The sequence below is a fragment of the Streptomyces sp. NPDC059169 genome, from assembly GCF_042755225.1.
Classification (GTDB): Bacteria; Actinomycetota; Actinomycetes; order Streptomycetales; family Streptomycetaceae; genus Streptomyces.
This window is the reverse complement of sequence record NZ_JBHZCF010000016.1, coordinates 127,054-144,918: the sequence shown is the minus strand read 5'-3', so window position 1 is coordinate 144,918 and position 17,865 is coordinate 127,054. Positions and strand designations below refer to the sequence as shown.

Annotated in this window: 12 protein-coding genes, 2 tRNA genes, 1 other RNA gene and 1 pseudogene; 7 read left to right on the top strand and 9 right to left on the bottom strand. The window is 71.7% G+C overall.

All coding sequences use genetic code 11. The features are described from left to right. The first annotated feature begins 3 nt into the window (after positions 1-3). Positions 4-575, top strand: a pseudogene (locus tag ACFXOM_RS26990) (response regulator). Positions 576-597: 22 nt separating this feature from the next. Then, positions 598-670, top strand: a tRNA-Gly gene (locus ACFXOM_RS26985). 63 nt (positions 671-733) lie between these two features. Here ACFXOM_RS26985 and ACFXOM_RS26980 read toward each other — a convergent pair. From ACFXOM_RS26980 to ffs, 6 genes are all read right to left on the bottom strand, one after another. Then, positions 734-1,633, bottom strand: coding sequence for a phosphoribosylaminoimidazolesuccinocarboxamide synthase (locus ACFXOM_RS26980; protein ID WP_384942925.1), 900 nt, complete (start codon positions 1,631-1,633; stop codon positions 734-736). Positions 1,634-1,828: 195 nt separating this feature from the next. Then, positions 1,829-3,286 (bottom strand): N,N-dimethylformamidase beta subunit family domain-containing protein, encoded by a 1,458-nt coding sequence (locus ACFXOM_RS26975; protein WP_384942927.1) that lies wholly within the window; start codon positions 3,284-3,286, stop codon positions 1,829-1,831. A gap of 350 nt (positions 3,287-3,636) precedes the next feature. Then, entirely contained in the window at positions 3,637-5,337 is a 1,701-nt protein-coding gene (locus ACFXOM_RS26970; RefSeq protein ID WP_385039640.1) for a hypothetical protein, read from the bottom strand. A gap of 519 nt (positions 5,338-5,856) precedes the next feature. Continuing rightward, entirely contained in the window at positions 5,857-7,110 is a 1,254-nt protein-coding gene (gene purD / locus ACFXOM_RS26965) for a phosphoribosylamine--glycine ligase (protein ID WP_384942931.1), read from the bottom strand. Between the two features lie 61 nt (positions 7,111-7,171). Further along, complete coding sequence (locus ACFXOM_RS26960; protein ID WP_384942933.1) at positions 7,172-9,382, bottom strand: DNA polymerase III subunit gamma and tau; 2,211 nt, start codon at positions 9,380-9,382, stop codon at positions 7,172-7,174. 104 nt (positions 9,383-9,486) lie between these two features. Continuing rightward, positions 9,487-9,581: signal recognition particle sRNA small type (ffs, locus tag ACFXOM_RS26955), an RNA gene on the bottom strand. A 73-nt stretch (positions 9,582-9,654) separates the two neighbouring features. Between ffs and ACFXOM_RS26950 the strand changes: the two genes are divergently transcribed. Next, positions 9,655-9,742 (top strand) — tRNA-Ser (locus tag ACFXOM_RS26950). Between the two features lie 64 nt (positions 9,743-9,806). Here ACFXOM_RS26950 and ACFXOM_RS26945 read toward each other — a convergent pair. Beyond that, the gene (locus tag ACFXOM_RS26945) at positions 9,807-10,100 is read right to left on the bottom strand and encodes an integrase (RefSeq protein WP_385039637.1); all 294 of its coding nucleotides are present in this window, start codon (positions 10,098-10,100) and stop codon (positions 9,807-9,809) included. Between the two features lie 62 nt (positions 10,101-10,162). Between ACFXOM_RS26945 and ACFXOM_RS26940 the strand changes: the two genes are divergently transcribed. Both ACFXOM_RS26940 and ACFXOM_RS26935 read left to right on the top strand, forming a co-directional pair. Beyond that, positions 10,163-11,050: a pentapeptide repeat-containing protein gene (locus tag ACFXOM_RS26940; RefSeq protein WP_385039634.1), complete on the top strand. Its 888-nt coding sequence runs from the start codon at positions 10,163-10,165 to the stop codon at positions 11,048-11,050. 232 nt (positions 11,051-11,282) lie between these two features. After that, positions 11,283-12,176: a phosphorothioated DNA-binding restriction endonuclease gene (locus ACFXOM_RS26935; RefSeq protein WP_385039631.1), complete on the top strand. Its 894-nt coding sequence runs from the start codon at positions 11,283-11,285 to the stop codon at positions 12,174-12,176. Between the two features lie 90 nt (positions 12,177-12,266). Here the strand turns inward: ACFXOM_RS26935 and ACFXOM_RS26930 are convergent, their stop codons facing one another. Both ACFXOM_RS26930 and ACFXOM_RS26925 read right to left on the bottom strand, forming a co-directional pair. Continuing rightward, positions 12,267-12,704 (bottom strand): glutaredoxin domain-containing protein, encoded by a 438-nt coding sequence (locus tag ACFXOM_RS26930; protein ID WP_385039629.1) that lies wholly within the window; start codon positions 12,702-12,704, stop codon positions 12,267-12,269. Positions 12,705-13,210: 506 nt separating this feature from the next. Next, entirely contained in the window at positions 13,211-14,503 is a 1,293-nt protein-coding gene (locus ACFXOM_RS26925; RefSeq protein ID WP_385039626.1) for a DUF6777 domain-containing protein, read from the bottom strand. A 970-nt stretch (positions 14,504-15,473) separates the two neighbouring features. Between ACFXOM_RS26925 and ACFXOM_RS26920 the strand changes: the two genes are divergently transcribed. Then, positions 15,474-16,187, top strand: a complete 714-nt coding sequence (locus tag ACFXOM_RS26920) for a CAP domain-containing protein (protein WP_385039623.1) — start codon at positions 15,474-15,476, stop codon at positions 16,185-16,187. 308 nt (positions 16,188-16,495) lie between these two features. Further along, complete coding sequence (locus ACFXOM_RS26915) at positions 16,496-17,677, top strand: alanine racemase (RefSeq protein WP_384945676.1); 1,182 nt, start codon at positions 16,496-16,498, stop codon at positions 17,675-17,677. Positions 17,678-17,865: the final 188 nt, after the last annotated feature.

Genomic DNA, 17,865 nt, shown 5'->3' with positions numbered 1-17,865 from the left:
CACGTGACCCGCCGCGCGCTCGCCGCGCTGCTCGGGCCGGAGGACGACCTGACCGTCGTCGAGGACCGCCGCATCGAGCCCCGAGGCGCTGTCCACGGCCGGGCCCACCGGCCCGACGCGGCGGTCCTCGACCTGCTGATGCCGGGCGCCGACGGTGTGAAGGTGGCCACATCACTGCGCACCGAGCTGGCGGAGTGCAGGACCATGATCGTGGCCGGTCACGGCCGCCCCCGGCACCTCGAGCGGGCGCTCACCGCTGGGGTGCGCGGCTTCGTACCGAAGACGGTGGGCGCCCAGCGACCCGCCGAGATCACCCGAACCGTCCACGCGGGAAACCGCTACGTGGACCCGGAGTTGGCCGCGGACGCGATCGCCTCCGGAGACTCCCCACTGACCGCGCGCGAGGCCGAGGTGCTGGAGTCCGCTGAGGGCGGGGCTCCGGTCGCAGGGAGCACCCAGCAGGCTTCGCTCTCCCCGGGACGGTCCGCAACTACCTGTCGTCCGCGGGCACGAAGCTCGGAGCCGAGAACCCGCACACCGCGGTTCGTCTCGCTCGTGAGCGAGGTTGGGTATAGTGGGCTCCGCGCCACGGCGCATGCGGACGTAGCTCAGTTGGTAGAGCGCAACCTTGCCAAGGTTGAGGTCGCGAGTTCGAGCCTCGTCGTCCGCTCAAGGAAAGGAATGAGCCCCCGGCCGATCGGCCGGGGGCTCATCTGCGTGCGGCGCCCGCGCACTATGCCCAGCGGAGGCCGGTGAGCCGCTCGTAAGCCTCCAGGTACTTGGCGCGCGTCGCGTCCACGACCTCCGGTGGAAGCGGCGGGGGCGGCTGCTCGCTCGTACGGTTCCAGCCGGAAGCCGACGAGGTCAGCCAATCGCGCACGTACTGCTTGTCGTACGACGGCTGGGCCCGTCCCGGCTGCCACTGGTCCGCGGGCCAGAAGCGGGAGGAGTCCGGGGTCAGCACCTCGTCGGCGATGATCAGCCGGTCACCGTCGAACCCGAACTCGAACTTGGTGTCCGCGAGGATGATGCCGCGCGCACGGGCGATGTCCCGGGCCCTGCCGTACACGTCGAGCGTCGTCCTGCGCAGCCGGGCTGCCGTGTCCGGGCCGACCTGGTGCACGACTTCCTCATAGCTCACGTTCTCGTCGTGATCGCCGACGGCGGCCTTGGTGGCCGGAGTGAAGATGGGGGCGGGGAGCTCGGAACCGTCCACGAGGCCATCGGGGAGGGCGAGACCGCAGACCGTGTGGGACTGCCGGTACTCCACCAGCCCAGAGCCGGTGAGGTATCCGCGGGCGACGCACTCGACCGGCACCATGTCCAGGGCCTTGCAGACCAGGGTCCGTCCGGCCCACTCGGCCGGAGCGCCCGCCGGGAGCTCGGTGGTGACCACGTGGTGGGGGACGAGGTCGGCGAGCTGGTCGAACCACCAGAGGGAAAGCTGGGTGAGCACCCGGCCCTTGTCGGGGATCTCGGTCGGCAACACCCAGTCGTACGCGGAAATCCGGTCGCTGGCGACCATCACGAGGTCCCCGGATTCGGTCTCGTAGAGGTCGCGCACCTTGCCGGTGTGCAGATGCACCAGGCCGGGCACCTGAACTGGTTCGGGCTTTTCGACGAATCCGGACACGGTTCCTCCGCGTAGGTTGATCCAGGAACGGTTCCGATTCTCCCGCATGCGGGAGATGCCGCCCGTCGGCGGGGTGGGCCCGGCCCGCCGGCAGCGGCGGCGAAGGGGCCGGGGCGGGCGCTCGGAGGCATCGGGGGATCGGCCCGTGCCGCGGGCGCGACCGGGACGGTGCCCGGTACGCGTCCGGCAGCGAGCTCAGCCCCGTTTGCAGATCCGGTCGAGGAGATTCGCGGTGGCCCGCTGGATCCGGGCGTCCACATGGCCCGGGCGGTCCAGTGCGGGGGACCAGGCGAAGGTCCCCGAGGCGAACACCAGGGCGCCGGAGGGAGCCCGGTACAGCGACGTCTCCTGGTGGCGGGTCACTCCTTCACCGTCCTGGTAGGGAGAGTGGGCCAGCAGGATCCGTTCGTCGTGCTCGGGCAGCACGGTCCGCGGGAAGTAACGATCGGCCTCGCCCGCGACGAGACCCGGGACTTCGTCGCCGTCGCCCGCTTCGGTCGCCTCCCAGAGCCAGTGCCGGGCATTGCGCACCACGAGGGGGCGGGGCTCGGGGACCCGTCCCGCGTACTGGATGCCGAGCAGTTGCTGCTCCGGCCGGTCGGCCTCGCGCCACAGGGCGGCGCGACCGGGACCTCGGCGCTTGCGGCAGGTCAGCAGGCGGTCGGGCGCCCCCGATGCGGACGGGCCGAGCTCGACCTGCCAGTACATGGTGTTGGCGGAGAGGAAGACGAGGGACGTGCCGTGCTCGCGGGCCAGCTCCACGGTGCGCCGCATGGGGACTGACCAGTATTCGTCGTGCCCCGGGAAAACCAGGCCCCGGTAGCGGGTGGGATCGACGCGGCCCGCGTGCAGATCGCGGGTGTCGGCGTACGCGAGGTCGTAGCCGTACCGCTCGGCCCAGCGGATGAAGTCGTAGGCGTGCCCGACGTGGAGGGGGAGGCCCGCACCCGCGTAGGGGCGGTCGAAGGAGACCGTGGTCGCCGCGTCCTCCTCGCCGAGGAGTCGACCGTGCTCGTCCCAGGCGTGGTAGAGGCTGGCGCCGGTCCGGCCGTCCTCCGGGTAGAGGTTGTACGCCTGCCAGGTGATGTCGGGCAGGAGCAGGAGGAGATCCGCCGGGTGGCCGTCGCGCACGGTGAACGGAATGTGCGAGCGGTAGCCGTCGGCTGTGGTGAGCACCGCGACGTACGCGCCGATCGACCAGTAGGACGGGATCTGCAGCCGCCACGAGAGCCACCAGTGGTGGCAGGAGACCGTGCGGTCGGCGGTGAGGGGGGCCGGCTGGACGATGCCCGGGAGCCGTGGACTGGTCGTGATCTTGGAGGCTCCGTCGCCGCCGTAGTGGCCGATGCGGTAGACGTCGGCGGAGAACTGCTGGGGCGGATCCACCGTGATGTGGAAGTCGATGGCCTCGCCCGGGGCGACGGCCCCCGTGGACGCGAAGCCCTTGATCTGCTGGTGCACGTCGTCAGCCGTGCGCGGACCGCTCTTGCGCCGGCCGCGGTCCGGATCCGCGTACCAAGGGACGGCCTGACCGGTGTCGTCGACGTACCACTCGCTGCCGCGCAACCACGGCAGCGGCCCCTGGCCGAAGGGATCACTGACGGCGTGGGCCAGGGCGCCCGATTCCCACCGCCGGATGTGCTCCGCCCCCATGCCGCGCCCCTCCCTCGTCGTCGAGAACAGTTCTGGTGCGCCGACTGGTCGGCGCCGATCCCAGCACATCACATAACGCACGCACTCCGTCACCGTTCGTCGTGAATTCATGTGGGCGGAATGCGCCATTGCGGACCGACCGGCTCCGGGCGGGCAGACGACCGGCTCCGGGCGGGCAGATCAGCAGGTCCACACCTGGCGGCGCCGCGCGGGACGGGGCACACCACAGGGACCACGACCGGAGGATCAGCGGACGCGCTCCCGGCACCGCCCGGCCGTGTGGCGCCGGGCACCGGACCACCGGACGGGGGGAGGCACGACCGGTCGCCGCACGTCAGATCAGGTGGACGTCAGACCAGCCGGACGGGTTTCTCCGCGCGGACCCCGGTGGTCGCCAGCCACGCCCTGAGCGGCTCGGGATCCCCGTCCTCGACCAGGCTCAGCACCCGCGCGGCCAGGTCGGTTCGGCGCTCGCCACCGATCAGCAGGGCGGGACCGTCGAGCCAGTCCATCCCGGGGGTCGCCCCTGCGGTGTCGACGGCCGCACAGCACACCATCGCGGTGACGTGGTCGGCCAGCAGCTCACGGGACGTCCGGGGCGGCTGGAGCAGGACGAGCGGCAGTGCGTCGCACCCCCAGACGGCCTCGGCGCCGCCGCCCCCGGTGACGTGGTGATCGGTCGAGCGCTCGCGCGCCGCCTCCGCACGGGACACGTCCGCGCTGATCCCGGCGGCCAGGGCATCGCCGCGTGTCCTGGTCGTGGGGTCCGCGGCACCGTCGAGGGAGTCGTCGACCGGCAGGTCTGCGGCAGGCTCGGGGTCTCCGGTGAGGTGTTCCACCACCCGGGCGAGGGTCGGTCCACCGGCGGCACCGGGCGCCCTCCGCACCCCCATCGTGTCCAGGACCCTGTGCAGGCGGGCGGCTTCCGTGCGCCACTTCCGGTCCACGACCTCTTCCGGGTAGCGCTGCCAGTCCACGGGCGACCAGTCGGGCCCGGCTTCGGCGGGCCCGCCGTGGAAGAGACGGGCCGCCAGCAGCGAAGCGGCTTCGTCGACAGCTCCGGGCTCCTCCAGCAGGTCACAGGCCGGGCGCTCGCCGAGCCGCGAAGTGAAGCCCTCTGCCAGCCGGTCGCGACGGGACAGCTCGGTCAGTGCGGAGACCACCCCGGCGTCGAGCCGGCTCGGCCACCGACCCATCCGCCAGGCGGGCAGCGCGACCCGGGTGAGCAGGCGGTCCCAGCCCGCGTACGCCAGGCCGACCTGTTCCTGGGCGACGATCCGCAGACCGTAGTCCACAGCCTGTGCACGCTCGGACGCGGCGGCGGCAACCCCCCGTTCCATCTCCCCCGCGTGGCCGCGGCAGGCGCGCAGCAGCAACCGGGCGACCGGGCGGACGAGAGTGCCGGCGATCCTGCGGACCGGTCCGAGACCCGGCTTGGCGCTGAGCCCCGCCGCGGCGTCGAGGCCGCGCACGAACCGGCGTGCCGCGGCTATGTCCGGGTGCGCGGACGGGCCCGTACCGGCGACGACGGGAGCGAGGACGGCCCGCAGCTCGGCCACCCGCATCCACCAGAGGAACGGGGACCCGATGACCAGCACCGGGGCGTCGTCCCGGCCATCGGCGCGAGGGCCGTGAGCAGGATGCGTACGGTCCTCCAGCCAACTGTCGCAGTCCGGGGTCAGGGCTATCGCGGAGGGCGGCGGGACCTCCAGCCGTTCGGCGAGGTCGCCCACCAGCCGGTACAGGTCGGGAGCGGATGCCTCGGTCAGCTGGACCGTCGGGCTGACCGCCGGCTTCGCGCGGGCGATCACCGCGGCGACGGCGCCCGCGGCCAGCAGCACGACCACCGCGACGGACGTCACCGTCCATCGGGCGGTATCCCAACCGTCCCCACCGAACCGGCCCGTGGCCCCGCCGACGAGCAGGACGACGGCGACGGCAGCGGGCAGCAGCACGACGGCCAGCGCCGTGCTCCGCACCCGGAGCACGGCGAGGGCCCTGGAGCGCGCGGCCAGCGCGCCCATCTCCTCACCGATGACGGTTCCGGACACGGCCGGACTCACCCCCTCTGCCCTGCGGCGGCGTTGCTCACTCCCCCACTGTGGCACCCGCCACCGACATCGCAATGTCGGTGGGCCAAGTGCCGGAACGCTTGCGCCGCACCCTAGTTGGGCCGTCGACGGCCGTCATCCAGATGGGGCAGCGGTCACTCGATGGAATGGCTTTGGCCGAGCTACCGGCATGGGCGGGAAGGCGCCCGGGCACGGCACCCGGCATCCGGCGGAGAGCACGCGGTTGCCTCGTGCGGGACCGGCGCCCCGGCCCCGCCGTTCGCCGGCCGAACCGGACGCGGGCCGAGCGGGCGGCAAGCACCCGAACGGACCGGAAACCTGAGGCTGCCCGGGGCGGACGCATCGGGAGCTGCCGACCCGACGGCACTCGACGCAGGCACCGAAGGGGCGGCGCGAGGCAGGACGGGACGAACGGGAACGCGGGACGCACGGCGACTCCGAACGGCGGTCGCACCCCGCGGGGACTGCCGCGGCCGGCCGGACCGTCCGCTGAGCGGCTCAGGTGCCCGCGGCGGCCTTCGCTGCGATGTCCGTGCGGTGGTGGGAGCCGTCCAGGTGAATGCGCCCCACCGCTGCGTACGCACGATGCCGAGCCTGCGCGAGGTCCTCGCCCGTGGCGGTCACCGACAGCACCCGGCCGCCGGCGCTCAGCACCGTTCCGCCGTCTTCCTTGGTCCCTGCGTGCAGGACGTAGGCGTGCGGGGCGTCCTGCGCCGCGACCTCGTCCAGTCCTTCGATCGGGTCACCGGTACGGGGCGTGGCCGGGTAGTCGTGGGAGGCGATCACGACGGTGACCGCCGCGGCTCCGCGCCAGTTCAGCGGGGGCTCGTCGGCGAGGGTGCCGTTGGCGGCGGCGAGCAGGACACCCGCCAGCGGGGTCTGGAGACGGGCCAGGACCACCTGGGTCTCGGGGTCACCGAAACGGGCGTTGAACTCGATGACGCGGACCCCACGGCTGGTGATCGCGAGACCCGCGTACAGGAGTCCGGAGAACGGCGTACCCCGGCGGCGCAGCTCGTCCACCGTCGGCTGCAGGACGGTCTCCATGACCTCGTCGACCAGCTTGGGGTCCGCCCACGGCAGCGGCGAGTACGCGCCCATGCCGCCCGTGTTGGGGCCCTGGTCGCCGTCCAGGGCGCGCTTGAAGTCCTGCGCGGGCTGCAGCGGCACCACGGTCTCGCCGTCAGTGATGGCGAACAGCGACACCTCGGGGCCGTCGAGGTACTCCTCGATGACGACCCGGTCGCACCCGAGGGCGTGCGCGCGGGCAGCGGCGACGTCATCCGTGACGACGACGCCCTTGCCGGCGGCGAGACCGTCGTCCTTGACGACGTAGGGGGCCCCGAAGGCGTCCAGCGCCTCGTCGATCTCCTCAGGCGTCGTACAGACGTAGGCGCGGGCGGTCGGCACGTTTGCCGCTGCCATCACGTCCTTGGCGAAGGCCTTGGAGCCCTCCAGCTGGGCGGCCTCCGCGGACGGGCCGAAGCACGGGATGCCGGCGCCCCGGACGGCGTCCGCGACACCGGCGACCAGCGGGGCCTCGGGGCCGACGACGACCAGGCCCGCGCCGAGCTCTCCGGCCAGGGCGGCGACGGCTGCGCCGTCGAGGGCGTCGACCGGGTGCAGCTCCGCGATCTCCGCGATTCCGGCGTTGCCGGGCGCGCAGTGCAGAGCGGTGACGTCGGGATCGAGGGAGAGTGCGCGGCACAGGGCATGTTCGCGGGCGCCGCTGCCGATGACGAGGACCTTCACGGCAGCCAGGGTAGCCCGCTCGGCGACGGCGACCTTGTGCGGGCCACCGAAGCACCCCTTCCTACTCGTTCGTGTATTCCTCCACAACCGTCGCCCCGAGCTCCCGGACGATCAGGTCGTGGCCGGAGAGGGCGGAGTCCACGAGGTCGGGGTCGTCCTCCTCCGGGATGTCGTCCTCGAGTGCGACGGGCGGCGGCGCGGGCGGGGCCTGCGGGGCGGTGGCACTCGGCGGCTCCGGGGTGGAGGTCCGCGGCTGCGGTCCGGCCGGGGCGGGGGGGTGGGGGGGCTGCTGGACGGGGCGGGGCTCCTGGGCGGGTGCCGGCGGCGCCTGGGCGGGCCTTCCGTAGCCGCCCCCCGAGCCGGCCGCGGGCTGCCCCGCGCCACCGGAGGGATCGATGATCGCCTCGATCTTCCACTGAACGTTGAACTGCTCGGCGAGCGCCTGCCGCAGGACGTCCTCACTGCCACTGCTCGCGAAGTTGTCGCGCGCTCCCGCATTGAGGAACCCCAGCTGGAGGGTCGTCCCGTCGAAACCGGCGACCTGTGCGTTCTGACTGAGCAGGATCCAGGTGAAGCGCCGGCGGTTCTTCACGGCTTCCAGGATCGCCGGCCACATGGAGCGCACCTGGGCCGCGCCCTGGGATGCGGCGGGCGCGACGGGTTGCTGCGGCCCGGGCGACTGCGCGGGCTCGGCTGCCTGCGGTTGGGGGGCGGCCGCGGCGGGCACCGGGCGGCCCTGGCCGGGCGCCGCCGCGGACGGCCAGGCACCGGGGCGCTGCGCGCCGGGAGCGCCGGAGCCGGGGCTCGCGGCGCCCGGCCACGCACCTGGACGGGGTGCGGCGGACTCCTGGGCGACGGCCTGCGCAGCGGGCGGGGCCGGCGCCGCGGCGGCGGGCTCGGCGGGCGCCGCCTGGGCCGCGGGTGTCTGCGCGGGGGGCTGCTCCTGAACGGGAGGAGTGGACGGCGGTGGCGCCGCAGCGGGCTCCGGTGTCCCGCCCCGTACGGCCGCACGGGCAGCCGCTGGGCCGCCGCCCGGCACCATCGGGGGATGGGCCTCCGGCCCGGGCACGTAACCCATCGCAGGCCCCGGGCCTTGGGCCGTGAACGCGGCACCCGCCCCGCGCTCCAGCCGGTCGAGCCGAGCCTGCAGGGAACGCTCGTCGTCGAACGCGCCGGGCAGCAGCACCCGTGCGCAGATCAGCTCCAGCTGCAAACGAGGCGAGGTGGCCCCCCTCATCTCCGTCAGCCCCGCGTTGACCAGGTCCGCGGCCCGGCTGAGCTCGGCGGCGCCGAACACCTGCGCCTGGGCCTTCATCCGCTCGACCACGTCCGCGGGCCCGTCGATGAGCCCCTTTTCCGCCGCGTCCGGAACGGCCGCGAGGATCACGAGATCCCTCAGCCGCTCCAGCAGGTCGGCGACGAAGCGACGCGGATCGTTGCCGCCCTCGATGACCCGGTCCACGACCTCGAAGGCCGCGGCGCCGTCACCGGAGGCGAACGCGTCGACGACCGCGTCGAGCAGTGAACCGTCCGTGTACCCGAGTAGGGCCGTCGCCATGGCGTACGTCACACCGTCGTCGGCGGCTCCGGCGAGCAACTGGTCCATGACGGACATCGAGTCACGCACCGAACCGGCGCCGGCGCGCACGACCAGAGGCAGCACCCCTTCCTCGACGGGGATCTCCTCCCTGGCACAGACCTGCCCCAGGTACTCCCGCAGGGTCCCCGGGGGCACCAGCCGGAACGGGTAGTGGTGCGTGCGCGAGCGGATCGTCCCGATGACCTTCTCGGGCTCGGTGGTCGCGAAGATGAACTTCAGGTGCTCCGGGGGCTCCTCGACCACCTTCAGCAGGGCGTTGAAGCCCGCCGAGGTGACCATGTGGGCCTCATCGATGATGTAGATCTTGTACCGGCTCGACGCCGGCCCGAAGAACGCCTTCTCACGCAACTCACGGGCGTCGTCCACGCCACCGTGGGACGCGGCGTCGATCTCGATGACATCGATCGAACCCGGCCCGTTCCTGGCCAGGTCACGACAGGACTGGCACTCCCCGCACGGTGTCGGCGTGGGGCCCTGCTCACAGTTCAGGCAGCGAGCGAGGATGCGCGCACTGGTCGTCTTCCCGCACCCCCGCGGCCCGCTGAACAGGTACGCGTGGTTGACCCGGTTGTTCCGCAGCGCCTGCTGCAGCGGGTCGGTGACATGCTCCTGCCCGATGACCTCGGCGAAGGACTCGGGGCGGTAGCGGCGGTACAGCGCAAGGGACGACACGCATACGAGGTTATCGGGGCCCACCGACAACCGGACCGCCCCACCGGACCCCGCCCCCCCGGGGGCCGACGCGGCCCGTGCGACGGACACCCACCCCCGGCAACGCAAACGCCCCCCACGCACCCGCCAGAGCCGACCTACCCTTGCTGCCTTCCGGCCCTGGGGGAGTTCAGTCAGATAGCGCCACGTGAGGGGCTCCGCACAGGGTACCCGATGGTGGGGGTGGGGAACGAGTTCGCGAGCACTCCTCAGCGTCATGTAATGTTTCCGGCGGAGGATTCGCCTAGAGGCCTAGGGCGCACGCTTGGAAAGCGTGTTGGGGGCAACCCCTCACGAGTTCGAATCTCGTATCCTCCGCCAGCTCAGAGGGCCGGATCGCGAAAGCGGTCCGGCCCTCTGGCGTTCGTCCGTCTCAGTTTCCGTCTCAGTCGGGTTGTCCGTCCTCTCCTGGCTGCTCCCAGAGGGCGTCGCCGACTTGCTGCGCGACCTTCCGCAGCAGCGTCCCCGTCCCGTCCATGTGCCGGGCCCGCATGCGTACCGCTCCCCCGGGCTCCCAGCCCGTGATCGCGTCGACCACGACATCCGGGACGCCCAGGATCAGAAGGACGGTCGCGACGGTGTGGCGGGCGTCACGGAGACGACCGTCTCGCACCCCCGCGTCCCGCAGCAGTCGCTTCCAGACGTGGAAGTCGGTGTTCGGGCCAAACTGCGTGACCACCCCCGCAGAGGCAAGGCTTCGGCCACGCTTCGGCCCCGGCAGGCGTGGACATGATTCGCCGCATGAAGCGCAAGCGCACCCTCCAGATGGCCGCCCTCGTCGTCGTCGCGGCTGGCTACCTACACCTGATGTGGCGCGGCCCATGGATGATCGACGGCAGCCACCTGCGCACACATGATCTCCAACCGGCCGATGGTGTGATCGTCACCGGTTTCAGGACCACCTTGGTCGCAATCGGGGCTGGAGTCATAGCCTGCCTGGGCCTGTACTACACGCACCACTCGTTTCAGCACACACGCGCCCGGGACCAAGAGCAGGCCGAACTCACTCGCGAAGGTCAAGTAACGGACCGTTACGTTGAAGCCATCAAGCTGCTGAGTGCTGACCACCCAACCCAGCGCCTCGGCGGCATCTACAGCCTTGAACGGATCATGCGGGACTCGGAGAAGGACCATACGACGGTTGTCGCGGTGCTCGCCGGATTCATAAGACAGCACGCGCACCGACCGGAAGGCGGCACACCAGAACCCCAGCCCCTCGCCGAGGAGATCCAAGCCGCACTTTCGGTGCTGGGCAGACGCCCAACACGTGCAGAGCCCACCAGGCTGGACCTCCGCCGCACGAACCTGCGCGGCGCGGACCTCACCAACGCCCGCTTCAGCCGCGCCCGTTTAGCTGGCTGCGACCTCAGTCAGGCTGATCTACGAGACATCAACTTGGAGAACGCTTGGCTCCCTGGGGCCGACCTGACCAACTCATTTCTCACGAGGGCCGTTCTCAGCAGAGCCAATCTGCGAGGCGCAACCTTCAGTGGCGCCGTGATCTCCAATGCTCAGCTGCACGACACAGACCTGCGCGGCGCCGATCTGCGCAGTGCCAAGGGGCACGACGCCAGGCAAATCGGCATGGCTCTCACCGATGCCACGACAGTCCTGCCCCCATCGGCATGATCTCCTCCGGGCACATGAGCCTCGGGCTTGGAGATCCGGCTGGCCCGTCTCAGTTCCCGTCTCGTCCACCGCCGTTCGCCAACGCTCAGTCGAGACCAGGACTCCGAAAGGGAACCAGGGCGCGATGAGCTTGCGGTACGCCACGTGCGCCCAGGAGCACGGCAGGCCGCCGGGGCACGAGCGTTCACGGTGCCGTGCCCGCCCGGCCAAGGCACCACTACGATCGCCGGTCATGGACTGGCTGGAGCAGACCGCGAACTTGAGGCAGTGGAGCAGAAGCGGGACCCGCGCTCCGCACAAGCCGCTACTGCTCCTGTACGCCCTCAGCCGGTTCCAGCAGGATGCCGAAGGCGAACTGCGGTACAGCGTCGTTGAAGAGGATCTCCAGCAGCTGCTGAACGACTACGGTCCGCCCAACAAGACGACGCCCGCCTATCCGTTCCACCATCTGGCGAGCGACGGCGTCTGGGAGGTGCGCACTGACCGCGGACCGGGCAGTCCGGGTAGCGGGGTGCGGGAGCTGCGGTCGGCGGGGGCCGCGGGACGGTTGGTGCCTGAACTGCGGGCGGCGCTGCGGCGCGAGCCGTCGCTGCTCGGCCGGATGGCACGGGTCTTACTCGACCTGCACTTCCCGCCCTCCCTCCACGGCGAACTGTGCGCATCGGTCGGCCTGGAGCTGGAGCCCACGGAGTCCGGACAGCTCTCGGCCGTCCGCCGGCAGCGCGATCCGCGGATGCGGGAACTGGTCCTGACGGCCTACGAGTACCAGTGCGCCTTCTGTGGCTACGACGGCAGGATCGGCGCGGTGCCGGTCGGGCTGGAGGCCGCGCACGTGCGCTGGTGGGCGTTCGGCGGCCCGGACGACGTCGACAACGGCCTGTGCCTGTGCTCGCTGCACCACAAGCTCTTCGACAAGGGCGTCCTCGGCATAGGCGACGGCCACCGCATCCTGGTCTCGCAGCGCTTCGTCGGCCGCAGCCCCGCCGCCCGTGAGCATGTCGTAGCGCTCGCCGGACGCCCGATCATCGGACCGCAACCGGGTGTCCGCCCCGTCGCTGCGGCCCACCGTTCCTGGCACATCGGTCAGGTGTTCCACGGCAGCCCGCGCCCCGTCACGGCCGCCTGATCGCCGGATATCACCGGATCGTCAGTTACGGCGCGGTTGAGGACCCTTCGTGGCGGCGAGTGTCTCTCCGATGGAGGGGACGGCTCCTGATCAAGCGGAAGAGGAGAGCTGTTCGCGCACCCATCGAGGGTCGGGGTTGGTGTGCGGCCGGCCAGCCACGACGACAGTCGGCACGGTCTCATTGCCGTTGTTGAACGCCCTCACCGCTGCGGCCCCTGCCGGGTCGCGCCAGATGTCGACCCAGTGCAGTTGGCGGGCGCTGCGGCCCAATCGGATGCGCAGTCGCAGACAGTACGCGCAGCCCGGCCTCCAGAAGACGACCGGCCGGCCGTCGGCCGCACTGCGGCGTTGTGCCTCCAGTGCACCGATCGACCTCGGGAACGCCAAAGGTGAATTGATGCCTGCGAGCAGTACGAACACCAGCAGGAGTACCGCGGCTTCGACGAGGCTCCCCCTGATGACCAGCCCCGTGGCAGCGACTGAGCCGCCAAGCACGAACAACATGGGCAAGATCCAAGCGCGTGTCATGGTGACGCAGGCTATCGGCAAATCGAAATGCTCTTCGAGCCAGGCAGCTCACCCGGGTATGCGCCGGACGGACTGCCCTGCAGGAGTGTGCGTTCAGGTCGCCGAACCGACGCATGCGGAGGAGCACGCCCAGCCCACCACACCCAGGCTCCCGTCGACGAGCGGCGCCTCATCCAGGGCGACGGCACCTGGTGCCGGTTGAACGCCAGCGCGTAGAGCCGGTGGATCGGTGGGCCTGGCCGAACGTCTTGTTCTGCGGTGAGCGGGCGAGGCACGTCGTCGCGACGTCGTGGCCCCCCGCCAGCAGCTCACGGCCCCGGCCCGGCTCGAGGAGTCGCGCGCCTGGTGGCGGGCCCGCGGGTCCAGGCTGATCATCGAGCGCGCGGTTTCCCGTCCTGGGCGTGGTCACCAGGCGGGGGCGGGTCGTCGGACTGCTGGTCGGAATGCGGAAGATCCCCCGGTGGGTGCCGCTCCGGGGGCGACTGGTCCTGCGGTTGCGCGTGACCTCAGTGAGGCTGGTCGGCAGGGGGCCGGTGGGCGGGCGGAGGCTGGTTCTCCTGAGACGACCCGCCCCCGGACGGAGGCTGGTCCGCCGGGGGCTGGTCGCCATGGGGCTGGTCCCCCGACGGTGGGGACTCACCCCCAGTCGGAGGCTGGTCCGCCGGCGGGGCTTGATCCCGGTAGCGGGGTTGGTCGCCGGGCGGCTGGTCCGCCGGAGGCGGTTGACCGGGTGGTTGACCACCCGGCGGTTGACCACCGGGCGGCTGGTCACCGGGCGGCTGGTCACCGGGCGGCGAGGATACGCCGGCGGACGGTGTCCGGTCCGCAGGCGGCGCTTCCCTCTTCTCCTGCTTGCCCTTGTCCGGAGACTCTTCGTCCTTGTGACCGCCGCTTTCCCGACCCTTGTCCGGAGACTCCCCGTGCCCACCACTCTCACGGCCCCCGTCCGGGGACTCCCCGTCGTTGTGGACGCCGCTTTCCCGGCCCTCGTCCGGAGACTCCTCCAGCGAAGGGGAAGTCGGCGGTGGCAGGGTCGGGGCCGCGGAGCCGGGCTTCCGGTCGTCCGGGTGATCCACCTGCTGGTCGTGGCTGCCCTGTGCGTCCCCGCTCGGGCGCTTGAACCATTCCCGGCCGCCCTGGTCGTACATCGTGACGGCCTTCAGCGGCTCGTCGGCGGGTGCCACGGCCACGAGGCGCGAGGGGCGGAAGGTCGGCCAGGCGCGGCCGGTGTACTGCTGCTCGCCCTTGACGGCGACCGGGGTGGTCAGGGGATTGCCGCAGGCGCAGCGCACCCGCGGGACGCCGCGGTTGTCGACCAGGACGGCGGTGCCGGCCTGCAGGACCGCCTGGTAGTCGGTGGTGGCCCCGTTCCTGTACCCATGGTTGGTGACCCGGGTGTCCCAGGTCAGATGGGCGGGCGTCAACGATCGCAGGTAGGCGGGGACGGCGGACTGCCGGATGCCCAGGGCTCCGGCGAAGGCCTTCGCCTTGGTCCCGTTGCGGCCGAGGAAGGTGATCTGCTTCTCGACGTCGCAGCTCGCGACGTTGCGGCTGCCTCCGTACAGCCCCGCGTACGAACCGTCGACCTGGAAGGTGCGGGTGCCCCCGTCCTCGGTCCTCGGAGTTCCTCGGTACGTCGTGGAGGCGGCATTGCCGTCCTCACTGACCGTCGATGCGGTGAACGCGTCGGGACCGGCAGCCGAGGCGGTCTGGAGGAAGACCTCCCCGCCCGTGTCTCCCCCGCCCTGGAGGGTGACGGCGGCCATCACCGCAAGCACCAGGACGGCCACGGTGCTCACGCTCAGCACGGTGCGGCGCCCGCGCCACCAGGAAGACGGGCCTCCACCGCGTGGATCCGGAGCACGGGAGACACCGACGCCGGAACCGGGCGGGCCTGACGGCGGTGGAGGGGGCGAGGCTGCAGGTACGGGCGCCCCCACCGGCTGCCCCTCCGTCGGGCGGCCGGTCAGCGGACCCGACGGAGGGCCGGTCGGGCGCTCGGACGGAGGGGGCAGAGAGGTCACGGGACTCTCCTCGGACGTGGGCAACGGGCGGTCGGCCGGACCGTGTGCCCGGCGCCCCGCACCACCGGGTGTGCCGGATGCTGCGGGTGGGCCACGTGTTCGGCGTGGGCCCACGCCTCAAGTAGGCCCCGCGCCCCGAGACTCGTCATGTCCCTGTATTTCGGGACTTGACACAGGAAGGCGTACCTGACTTCGCCGGTCCACCCCCACAAGGGGAAACCGGTGATGCGTGGCAGGCTCCGTGAACCGTCCGGCCAGCGCGCCAACCGCCGGCGGTCCCGCCTTCGACCTCGTTCGCCGGTTCCGCACCAGCCGAGCGGTGACGCCGAAACGGAATCATTAGTTCCGTGACATCCCTCACGTCCGCTTCTGCCACTAAGGCTGCGGATTAGTAGATGCCGTCCAGGCGACATAAGAGATTTGTCCGTCTTGAGGGGCAAGCATCCAGGGCGGCTTTCGACGACATTCCCCCCGTGTGATCCATTCACCCGTCCGGCGAACGCACAACGGCTCCTGACGGGGCGCCAGGTAGGCCCGGAGGACACGGAGCGCCGTACCAGCACGCGGCTGGGCCCGTGGCAAGAGCCGCCCACCGCTACGAGACGGGGTAGTACCGAGGCTCGTTGCCCCGCGCGCAGGTCGGTTTTAACAATGACGGCCCGCAAGGCGTTCTGGCAGCTCAGGCGGGTCTCCGTAGACCTCGCCACGGTCCGGGGCGCTCCGCGAACAGCGAGTGAGGTCATGCATGAGGAAGCATCGCAGGAAGACGCACTACCGGCAGATAACCGTCGCTGCCGTTGCCATAGGCGCCGTGGCCGTGCCCTCCGTCGCCATGGCCTGCATCGATCAGCCGGAGGACCCGGCCGCGCAGGCCCGCCACCAGCAGTGGAGGAACGCGAACGCCAATCCGTGGTGGCAGGCCAAGTGGGGCCACAAGCCGACCGCTGGAGCATCGGAGGCCCCCACCGCCCCCACCGCGCCTGCCGCGCCTGCCGCGCCTGCCGCGCCGAAGGCTCCTTCGGCACCGAGCACCCCGACGGCCACCGCGACCCCGAGTGCCCCGGCTTCCGCCGCCCCTGCCTCCGGTGCCACCGCGAAGGTCGTGGCGCTCGTCAACAGCGAGCGTGCCAAGGTCGGATGCTCGCCGGTGACGGTAAACGCGAAGCTGACCAAGGCGGCACAGGACCACAGCCAGGACATGGCCGCCCACAAGAACATGTCCCACACGGGCTCCGACGGCTCCGACCCCGGTGACCGGATCACGCGGGCCGGTTACAGCTGGAGCACGTACGGCGAGAACGTCGCCTACGGCTACAGCACCCCCGAGAGCGTCATGCAGGGTTGGATGACCAGCCCCGGGCACAAGGCGAACATCCTCAACTGTTCGTTCAAGGAGATCGGCGTCGGGCTGGCGCAGCCCGGCAGCTACTGGACGCAGGACTTCGGCACGGCGCGCTAGCCGGCCGTTTCGGCGGACGTCGCGCATCCCCAGCGTCCGCACCGACGGACGTCGCGCATCCCCAGCGTCCGCACCGACGGGCTTCACGCATCCCCCAGCGTCCGCACGTCGGGACGAGGGCCCGACCGCCGGGCGGTTTCCGCGGTCGGGCCTTCGCCGTGTCCGGGCCGGGACGGGCACGGCCACGTGCGGGGCGGTCCCGGCCCCGCAGCGCACGGAACGAGCCCGGTGTGGGAGCGTCGACGGGTGATGACGTATACACGGATATCGGGTCGGAACGGTCCCGGCCCCGACGATCCGGAGGACTCATGACGCACGACACTCCCTCGCCCGCAGCCTCCACCCGGCCCGAGGCGTCCGGTGCGACCGAACTGCCCGAACTACGCCTCAGCCTTCCCGCGCTGGACCACAACGTCGAGTTGTTGGCGGGCTGGTGCCGGGAGCAGGACGTCGCGCTCTGCCCCCACATCAAGACCACCATGACCCGCCCCGTCGTGGAACGGCAGATGAGCGCGGGCGCCTGGGGGGTCACGGTGGCCACGGTGCGACAGGCGGGGATCGCCCTCGGCTGGGGCCTTCGGCGCGTCGTGATCGCCAACGAGGTGGTGCACGCCGCCGATCTGGCCGTCATGCGGGAGTGGCTCGACACGGTTCCCCGACTCGAGCTCTACGCTTTCGTCGACTCCGCGGAGGGGCTCGCGCTGATGCGCTCGGCCCTGCGCGGCGTGCGCAACCCGCTGCGGATCCTGGTGGACGTCGGTGCGCCGCAGGGTCGCACCGGCGTGCGGGGAGCCACCGCGGCGCACGCGCTCGGCAAAGCCGTCGCCGACGCCTCGCCGGAGGTCGCGCTGGCCGGTGTCGCGGCGTACGAGGGCGTCCGGCCCAACCGCCGTGACGCCGCCACGCTGAGCTACGTCGACGCGCACTGCCGCGAGGCCGCCGAGGTGTTCCACAGCCTGGTGCCGAAGGTGCGGGCCGGGCAGCCGGTGTTCAGCATGGGAGGCTCGGCCTTCCCCGACCGTGCCGTCATGGCCCACCAGGAGCTGCAGGCCAAGCACGGCAACCGCGATGCGGTGTTCGTGCTGCGCTCCGGCTGCTACGTCACCCACGACCACGGCACCTACGAGGAGGTCTCGCCCTTCCCCGGGCTGGAGGCGGCCCTGACCGTGCGGGCGGTGGTGCTGTCGGCCCCGGAACCGGGACGGGTCGTCGTGGGTGCCGGCAAGCGGGAGCTGCCCTACGACGCGGGGCTCCCGGTCCTCGTTGCCGCGCGCGACGCCCAGGGCAGCCCGCGCACGGACGCGGCCGCCACCGCGACACAGATCTTCGACCACCACCTGATCCTCACCGACGCGTACGACCTGCACGTCGGCGACGAGGTCGACCTCGGCATCTCCCACCCGTGCGCGGCCTTCGACAAGTGGCCCGACATCAGGGTCGTCGACGCGACCGGCAGCACTCTGGAGACGTGGCACCCGCAGTTCCGCTGAGGGGCAGGCCGCACTTCTCCTGAGGGGACACGGGCGCGGCAGCGGACCCGTACGAGGGATCGGGGGGGGGGAAAAGGGGGGGGGCAGGAGAGGGGGCCCTCTTTTGTGCCTCCCCCACCCCCACAACCAACACAAACTCTCCCCTCTTTTTTTTTTCCCCCCCCCCCCCCCCCCCCAACACCACCCCA